This window comes from Pseudoalteromonas aliena (assembly GCF_038155085.1).
GTDB classification, from domain to species: Bacteria; Pseudomonadota; Gammaproteobacteria; order Enterobacterales; family Alteromonadaceae; genus Pseudoalteromonas; species Pseudoalteromonas aliena_A.
On the sequence record NZ_JBAKAU010000020.1, the window covers coordinates 52,066 to 61,192 of the forward strand.

Below are 9,127 nucleotides of genomic sequence, written 5' to 3' on the forward strand. Positions count from 1 at the left end.
CTAATAAATCAATAAGTTAGTCATTAAATAATCAAAAGCCCATCAATGATGGGCTTTGCTTTAACTTAAAAGTCAGCGGTCAATGTAACTGCTGCAGTGCGAGGCGCACCAATGTAATAAGTAGCGCCGTTACCAGTGCCACCTGCTAAGTAACTTTTGTCAGTCACGTTATAAACAACAAACGAAACATCAATGGCTTTAAACGGACCTGTATCTACGTCAGTTGAATAACCTGCATTAAAATCAAGTACGGTGTAGCCGTCTACTTTATTACGCGTGCGAGTGTCTTCGTCTTGCCATGCACCTAAGCGCTCACCGGTGTATTTAGCCGATAAACCAACACGAAAGCCATCGCTAAAGTAATCGGTAGATACCACAAATAAATCCTCTGACGAATCTATTATGCTGTCGCCTTTTCTAAAGCTTGGTGCTACCTCATTACCACTTTCATCTTTTAATATTACACCCTGTGAATCGTATGCATTTGGATCATCGGATGAATACTCAGAACTGCTATTAGTATACGACGAGTACACGCCCCAGCTTGGTGTTAACATATAGCTTGCTGCAAGCTCAAGCCCATTTGAGTCAATACCTCCTACATTTACGTACGAGCCATTTGTGCCAATGGTGTAATCAATGCCATCTGTACCACTTCCTGGTGCAATAAAAGTAATACGATTATCAAATTTAACACTGTAAGCCGTTGCTGTAAGGGTTAGCCTGTCCGCTTGATAACGTACACCAAAGTCGATATTATCCGCTGTTTCTGGCTCTATGTTGGTAAGTGTTGAGCTGTCTCGCTCAAGTACACCGTCTTTTATTGCTGAAAAATTCTCGCTGTAGCTGGCAAATAATTCTGTGCTGTTATTTAGCTGATACAATACACCCCCGCTAAATAAAACATCTGAATCACTATTTACTTTATCTGAGCTTTCATTAGCAAAGTGGTCGTATTTTTGTAATTCAACTAAATACTGTTTTGCACCAATATTTAACGTTAAGTCACCAAAATTAATCGAGTCTTGTAGGTACCATTTGAATGTATCAGTATCAAAGGTGTTTTTGTACTGAGTCCAGTAAGGCGTGCTATCAAAGTGATGATAAATACGCGCATCAATTACTTTGTGCCAATCACGCGATTCATCACGTTCGCTTTGCTCATACCAAAAGCCCGCTTCGATATCGTGATCGCCAAATGTAGCTTGGTAATTTGCCGTTACACCTAAACGATCTTTGTTGTAATGCGTATGGCGGTAAGACATAACAGGCGTTGCTGTTGCATCGTAACACGCAGGATTTAAACCAGGACCCGACTCCCATGGCCAGCTCAAACTTTGCGTACAATCAGCATTTGGTGCAAGCGGGTTGCCTTCACTATCAGCAAAACCATAAGAGCCTGCATTAGTGCCGCCCTGTGTTGTTGGGTCGCCATTTTCATCAACCGGCGTTGTTAAATAAGGTGGGATCCAATCGCCGCGACCTGAATTTTTATGATAATAAGGACTAACGATTAATAATGAAGTTGGCGAAATCGCGTATTCAAATTTTAAATAGCCTAAGGTATTTTCACGAAGCGTTCCCCACCCTTCTGCAAACATTTGGTCAAAATGCGGAACTCCCGTCCAATTCCATGTTAGCTGATCCCAATCGGGTGTTTGTTCAAACTGATCAAGGCTTACGCTGTTATAGTTTGTCTCGCTTACATCATCGTAAGATAAACGACCCGTAAGTGTTAAGTCGTTAAAATTAGAAACAAATTTAAGCTCAGCGTGTTGGTTATCTTTACCGCCATTATTACCAGAACCAATCCAGCGGCTTGTATCGGTTTGCGAGTAACTTACGTACGCTTGTGTGTTATCAAAAACAGTGCCTGTTTCGTGTTTAAAGTAATAACGAGTGGCATCGTGGCTGCCTGAGGTATAAGCAAAGGTAGTGCCTTTTTCAAGGCTTGGGTCTTTACTTACAAAGTTAAATGTCCCGCCTAGTGCTTCAAGTGAAGCCGACTTAATATCAGACGTACCTTGGCCTACTTCTACTGTCGCTAAATTTTCGCTCTCCAAGTAACGGTTAGCTTTAGCACCACCGCCGTAATTAGAACCACCATTGGGAATGCCATCAACGGTCATTCCTAGTTGCTGTTGGTTCCCATCAATACTAAAACCACGCATAGTGATTGTAGTAGACCAATCGTCGCCACCAAATGCATCACCTTCGTTTATGCTAATCCCTGGTAAGTTATCAATAACCGATAATATGCTCGATACCGAACTTTGTTGCTCAAGCATTGCAGGCTCAATAACATTGTTAGCGTAACTCGTTGGTTTAGCTACAACGGTTACTTCTTCTATGGTGGTGTCGTTAGCATAAGTAGATGTTGATACAGCCATGGCAATAGCGATGCTCAATAGCGATTTATTTTTTAAAGCGTACATTGTTGTCCCGTTTGATTTTAATTATGAAATATGAAAACGAGCACAGTATGAATTTCAAATATGACAACGAAAATTAACTTTATTTACATAAAGGTTAAACAAATATGGAAGATTTATGGCGGGAATATGTACAAAAAAAGACACCCAAAGGTTTAACTTTGGGTGTCTTAATTATTTTCTAGAAATTATTAAAAATAGTACTTTATTTTAATTCAGCTAGCATTTCATCGCTGTACGGTACTAACTCTTCACCGTTTGCAATTTTGCTAATGTAATCTGGGTTTGCAATAAGTGGACGACCAATAGCGATTAAATCAAACCTAGCATCGTTAATTGCCTCTTTTGCTGACTCAAAACTATAGCTGCCTACGCCTACTAATGTGCCTTTATAGCCAGCACGTAAAAACTCAGACGTCGTTTTACCTTCAAGCGATTCAAACGTTGTACTGTCGTCAAAAATACCACCGTGTAAATATGCTAAATCTCTCTTCTCAAGCTCTGGTAATAAGTAATCAAAAACCGCTTTATCACGGTTATCTTCGCTCATATTAAAATAAGCACCTGGTGTTAAACGCAAAGCAGTACGCTCGTTGCCTACCGCTGCAATAACGGCATCAGTTACTTCTAGAGCAAAACGCGACATATTTTCAGGCGTTTTACCGTATTCGTCGCTGCGTGTATTTGCAGCGTAATGTAAAAACTGGTCAATCAAATACCCGTTAGCGCCGTGAATTTCTACCCCGTCAAAGCCCGCTTCAATTGCGTTTTCAGCCGCTTTTGCAAAATCAGCAATTAAAGCTTTAATATCATCCGCTGTGGCTGCTTTTGGTGTAATGTATGTAAGCTCGCGCATACGAGGTACAGAGCCTTCAACACCAATTGCCGATGGCGCAAGTACATCACCATCAAAAAAGTGAGGATGTGCAACACGACCAACATGCCAAAGTTGTGCAAACATTTTGCCGCCATTAGCGTGCACAGCATCAGTTACTTTTTTCCAACCTTGAATTTGATCACTGGTAAATAAGCCAGGGGTATTTGGATAACCTTGCGCGTCTGGACGAATAATAGTTGCTTCGCTAATAATTAAACCGGTTTCGGCGCGGCGAGCATAATATTCAACCATATCTTGTGTTGGCACTAAGTTATCATCAGCCATACAACGCGTTAATGGTGCCATAAGTACGCGGTTTTTAAGCTCTATTGTGTTATTTAGTTTAAATGGGGCAAGTAGATCAGTTGTCATTTTTCAATCCTTCATTTAGTGTATGCTTACTACAATGTGGCCTTTTAACAAACATTCAAGCTTATTTTGAATGATCGCTCAAATTAGTGAGAGCTTATACTGTTCAACATACAAATTAGATCTGCATTGCTGAAATTAAATAGTAACTTTTCAACACTCTGTCATATAACTCGATATACTTGTGTGCATATAATTTAGATACAGTAATTGAGAGTGAGCTAATTATGACAACGCCAAATTTAAGTGAAGAACAAACAGTGATTTTAGGGCTTGGAGCAAAAAAACGTCTTGCCTATATGTTCGAAACCGTACAACAATTTAAACAAGTATGGATTTTAAACGATGATGATGGCTGCGTTATGCTTGCCAACGAAGATGACGACTGCGTGCCAGTTTGGCCAACTCGTGAATTTGCAGAAGCATGGGCAACTGGCGAATGGGCAGGCTGCAGCGCTAAAGCAATTCCACTTGCTGACTGGTTTAGTCGCTGGACACCAGGCCTTGAAGAGGATGATTTACTTATTGCTGCCTTTCCTACTGAGGAAGACGACGGCACGATATTGTTTTCAGATGAGTTTGAAAAGCAATTAAAAGCACCAAAGAAAAAATATTAAGTTTTAAATTTTTATAAGCAAGGCAGTAAATAGCTTATGATTTGAGTCGTGGCTGTCCTGCTACCTTGCTTTTTAATTATGTAATCCATAGCAACGTGCACGTTTCGCAATTTATACAATGAAGCGACAATAAAAACCTTACTGTACCTTTATTGTTTAAACTAACTTTTTACAATTACCTACTTTAAAACCTAAATTAAATGTATGTGATCTAGGGTCTGTTGATCTTTCAAGGTTAAATTTGCAGCAGTCTGTTTGGTATTTAGGCAAGGCAGAGCCTATGTAGTGTGGTTATTCCCCATAAATGGGCGATAACGTAGCATTAATGCCAAACAGGCGCAGCCCAAAGGGTTCTTTCTAGGGGCTATTTACTCTTTGTTGCTCGGTTTTTACTTAGCCCACTAGGTTACAAACCTCGCGCCGCGATTAAATAGCCCCTAGTTTGAACAAATTTTAATCCGCAAAGATCAACAGACCCTAGTAAAGTACAAAATTGTATATTGCCTAATAACTGCTATATTTAGCTCGTTGATATAAAAGAAAGAAATAACTAACAATATATTCATAAAAAGGATGAGTGAATGATTTCAGCACGCCCGGTTAATAAAATGTTATTAATCTCACTGCTTACTCATGCGATTTTACTCACCATAGGAATTACATTAACCTATTTTGCCCACATAAAACATCTGGACACTCTTAATAAAAAAGTAAATGAGGCGCTTAATAGCCGCTTGTCTACTCTCTCAGCGGGTGTAAATAGCAGACTCGATTTATATAAATATGGGTTATATGGTTTAAAAGGGTTCATACACGGTGTCGGTGTAAGCAGGTTAAGCTACCAAGCAATATCAGCTTATTCTAACAGTCGAAACTACGCTAAGGAGTTTCCTGGTGCAAATGGTGTGGGCTTTATAAGAAAAATCAAACCAGAAGACCTACCTGAATTTCTACAAAGTGCAAAATATGAAAGACCCAACCAAGTATTTAACTTAAATAGGCTCAGTAATATTAATAACGAGCATTTTATTATTCAATATATATTTCCGGAACAGAGTAATTTACAAGCAATTGGCCTTGATATCGCATCCGAAGAGACGCGCAAGCAAGCGGCATTAAATTCAGCTAAAAGTAATCAAGTACAATTATCTGCACCCATTACATTAGTTCAGGCAAATAAAAAACCACAGCAAGGTTTTTTGATTTTACTCCCTATTTATAAAAATATTAACATCCCTACAACTGAGCAAAAACGCTTGGAGCAATTATTTGGTTGGGCATACTCTCCTTTATTAATAAATAATATTTTAGACTCCCTTTCACAAGTTGACGAAAATCAGTTAATAATTAGTGATATAGACAACAATACTAAGACTGAATTTTTCAGCTATGGCGTTAAGAGCAACACAGCTGATCATCACTTAACTAAAGTAATTAAAGTGATGGGAAGAACTTGGAAAATTACACTCAATGCTTCTGATGCGTTCATTAATACACTTAATTTACCAAGTGAGTATCGCTCAATTGTTAATGGGGTATTCTACACACTCGGGTGTATGTTTATAGCTTTTATTATACAATTATTTATTTTTCGAAGAGGGCAAAGAGTTTATAGAAAAGCACTCCGAGCAAAAAAAAATAAACTTATATTACAAGAGGCTAATTCAAAGCTCGAAAAAGAGGTTAAACAGCGAACTCAAGAAATTGCAGATATAAGTATGCTTCAGCGCAGTATCTTAAACAGCGCCAGTTATTCTATAATTGCTACAAATATAAAAGGTATCATCACTTTATTTAACCCTGCTGCTGAAAAATTACTAAACTATAAAGCAGAGGATGTTATTGGCTCTGATGATCCTAGTATTTTTCATCTAAAAGAAGAAATAATTAAAAAAGCGAAACTGCTTACAGAAGAATTGAACGAACCAGTTGCACCTGGTATCGAAGTACTTACTATTAAAGCGACACCAACTACTCCAGACATTAATCAATGGACTTACGTAACCTCTCGTAATAAACAGATACAAGTCAATTTAAGTGTCACGTCCTTATTAAATAATGAAGGAGACACCGTTGGCTACTTAGGTATTGCGTACGATTTAACAGAGCAAATTGACCACGAGAAAGCCCTTGGTCACGCAAAAGAACTTGCAGAGCAGGCATCGCAGGCTAAATCTGAGTTTTTAGCAAATATGAGCCACGAAATACGAACCCCGATGAACGGTATACTTGGCACATTACAGTTACTGCAAGAGCAACCATTAAATGAAAAGTCAAAAGAGTATTTAAAAAAATCACTCTATTCAACCCGCTCACTCACCACTATTATTAATGATATTCTTGATTTTTCTAAAATTGAGGCCGGCAAGCTTTCATTAGAGCATAAGCCTTTTGATCTTTTTGAACTTATTCATCACTTAGAGTCAGACCTAGGTCTGCAAGCGACAGATAAAAAAATATACCTTAAATTTGTTATCAATATTAATCATAAGCATTGGGTGGGCGACCCTGTTAGGCTCAGACAGGTGTTTTTAAACCTAATATCTAATGCAATTAAGTTTACGTCGCAAGGTGGTGTTACAGTAACGTTTAGGCTAACCGACGAGCACAAAATATGTTGTTGTATATCAGACACAGGAATTGGAATTTCTGAGCAAGCAATAGAGCGATTATTTGAGCGCTTTGAACAAGCAGAGCAATCAACAACGCGTGAGTATGGTGGTACAGGCCTAGGCTTACCAATCACTAAGTCATTAATAAACTTAATGAATGGCGAAATTAAAGTAACAAGCCAATTAGGTTCGGGTAGCCAGTTTTATGTGTACCTACCACTAGATCAAGCACAGATTGATGAAAGCGCATTAAAAACAAAAAATGTTGATCTCCCTGACTTATCCGGAAAAACCATATTATTAGCTGAAGATAACAAAATAAATCAGCTAGTGGCATCTGCAATGCTTGAACCAACTAAAGCGACCATTATTATTGCCAACAATGGGTTAGAAGCAGTTTCATTATACAAGTCACACAAGCCCGACATTATTTTTATGGATATCCAAATGCCAAAAATGGATGGACTTCAGGCATGTAAACAAATTAAGGCGCTTGATAGCGAGCAAATCGTTATTGCATTAACAGCTAATGTTTTTACAGAACAAAAAGAGATATACAAGCAGTTATTTGATGGTTACATTTCAAAACCAATCGAAAAACATGAACTTGTCGGCATGTTATCAACACTTTACTTAGTTAATAATTAGTCATTCTGAAGGCATTAAAAAAACCCAGTTATTACTACCTTTCGATATTAACAACTGGGCTCTAAGAATAATGGTGGAGGGAGAGGGATTCGAACCCTCGTTAGGGATAAACCTAAACACACTTTCCAGGCGTGCGCCTTCAGCCACTCAGCCATCCCTCCACAGTGCTGCAATTGTGTAATGCAACAGCGCGCTATAGTATGAAATAGACCCTTAAGGTGCAAGGCATTTTTAAATTTTGGCCTTTAAATGCTTACTAATCAGGCAACACATACCTATAGGCACAAAAAAACGGCTAAATCTAAGACTTAACCGTTTTTAATTTATACTTTAAAAGTTACTTAGCCATGCTCGCAGTAAACTCAAGCATGCGATTTAAGGATTTAAGTGCACCTTCGCGTAAATCCATATCAACGAATACTTCTTTACCTTTAGGGCATATGAGAGCTTCCTCAATCGCTTTTAAGCCATTCATTGCCATCCAAGGGCAATGAGCGCAACTTTTACATGAAGCGCCCTCACCTGCCGTAGGAGCTGCAAAAAACTCTTTATCTGGACATAGTTGCTGCATTTTATAAAAGATGCCGCGATCGGTTGCTACAATAAACTTTTTATTATCCATTGTTTGCGCTGCTTTGATCAATTGGCTCGTAGATCCAACCGAATCGGCAAGAGCAACAATTTCTGCTGGTGACTCAGGATGAACTAAAACGCCTGCATCTGGGTGCAGCGCCTTCATATCTTTTAAGGCTTTGGTTTTAAACTCGTCATGAACGATACATGCGCCATTCCACATAAGCATATCAGCACCGGTATTTTTTTGAATATAGCTACCAAGGTGCTTATCTGGGCCCCAAATGATTTTTTCGCCCTGCTCATCAAGGTGCTCTACTATTTCAAGTGCACATGATGAAGTTACGATCCAATCTGCACGTGCTTTAACAGCCGTAGAGGTGTTTGCATATACAACTACTTTACGATCTGGGTGCTGATCGCAAAACGCAGAGAACTCGTCTATCGGGCAACCAATGTCTAACGAACATGTTGCTTCAAGCGTAGGCATAACAACCGTTTTATTTGGCGTTAAAATTTTGGCGGTTTCGCCCATAAATTTCACACCCGCAACAATAATCATATCTGCATCGTGACGTGCGCCAAAACGTGCCATTTCTAGCGAGTCTGCAACGCAGCCGCCGGTTTCTTCAGCAAGTGCTTGAATTTCAGGATCGGTATAATAATGGGCAACAAGTACTGCATTTTTATCTTTTAGTAATTGTTTTATACGCGCTTTATATTCGCCTTGCTCGTCATGTGTCAACGGTGCTGGCTTAGGGGGAAAGATATAACCTTCAGGCATAATAGTTTGAGCTAGACTCATGTTCTCGACCACTTATCTACAGTGCATTAATTAGGGCGAATTATACGAGAATATAAACACAAATAACAGCAAACTAGTAAAGCTGCTTATAAAAAATAGAATGGGAAATTAAAAAAGAATATAAAGGAAAGTATTAGAGAATGGTGGGTTATGATGGATTTGAACCATCGACCAATTGATTAAAAGTCAACTGC

At 38.9% G+C, this 9,127-nt stretch carries 5 protein-coding genes and 1 tRNA gene; 2 read left to right on the forward strand and 4 right to left on the reverse strand.

Annotated features, from left to right (window positions below):
- Positions 1-65 precede the first annotated feature (65 nt).
- Both V6260_RS15850 and V6260_RS15855 read right to left on the reverse strand, forming a co-directional pair.
- On the reverse strand, positions 66-2,435 hold the full coding sequence (locus V6260_RS15850) for a TonB-dependent receptor domain-containing protein (protein WP_341595073.1): 2,370 nt from the start codon (positions 2,433-2,435) through the stop codon (positions 66-68).
- Positions 2,436-2,637: 202 nt separating this feature from the next.
- Positions 2,638-3,681, reverse strand: coding sequence for an alkene reductase (locus V6260_RS15855; protein WP_341595074.1), 1,044 nt, complete (start codon positions 3,679-3,681; stop codon positions 2,638-2,640).
- Between the two features lie 224 nt (positions 3,682-3,905).
- Here V6260_RS15855 and V6260_RS15860 point away from each other — a divergent pair, with 224 nt between their 5' ends.
- Both V6260_RS15860 and V6260_RS15865 read left to right on the forward strand, forming a co-directional pair.
- Positions 3,906-4,295, forward strand: a complete 390-nt coding sequence (locus V6260_RS15860) for a DUF2750 domain-containing protein (protein WP_341595075.1) — start codon at positions 3,906-3,908, stop codon at positions 4,293-4,295.
- Positions 4,296-4,876: 581 nt separating this feature from the next.
- Positions 4,877-7,555, forward strand: coding sequence for a CHASE domain-containing protein (locus tag V6260_RS15865; RefSeq protein ID WP_341595076.1), 2,679 nt, complete (start codon positions 4,877-4,879; stop codon positions 7,553-7,555).
- A gap of 71 nt (positions 7,556-7,626) precedes the next feature.
- Here V6260_RS15865 and V6260_RS15870 read toward each other — a convergent pair.
- Together V6260_RS15870 and nadA are read right to left on the reverse strand one after the other, a co-directional pair.
- Positions 7,627-7,716, reverse strand: a tRNA-Ser gene (locus V6260_RS15870).
- Positions 7,717-7,892: 176 nt separating this feature from the next.
- Positions 7,893-8,933, reverse strand: a complete 1,041-nt coding sequence (nadA, locus tag V6260_RS15875; RefSeq protein WP_341595077.1) for a quinolinate synthase NadA — start codon at positions 8,931-8,933, stop codon at positions 7,893-7,895.
- Positions 8,934-9,127: the final 194 nt, after the last annotated feature.

Bases quoted from the DNA above. Each gene is read 5' to 3' on its own strand.
- V6260_RS15865 (WP_341595076.1), top strand. From the start codon at position 4,877: ATGATTTCAGCACGCCCGGTTAATAAAATGTTATTAATCTCACTGCTT.
- V6260_RS15860 (WP_341595075.1), top strand. From the start codon at position 3,906: ATGACAACGCCAAATTTAAGTGAAGAACAAACAGTGATTTTAGGGCTT.
- V6260_RS15855 (WP_341595074.1), bottom strand. From the start codon at position 3,681: ATGACAACTGATCTACTTGCCCCATTTAAACTAAATAACACAATAGAG.
- nadA (WP_341595077.1), bottom strand. From the start codon at position 8,933: ATGAGTCTAGCTCAAACTATTATGCCTGAAGGTTATATCTTTCCCCCT.
- V6260_RS15850 (WP_341595073.1), bottom strand. From the start codon at position 2,435: ATGTACGCTTTAAAAAATAAATCGCTATTGAGCATCGCTATTGCCATG.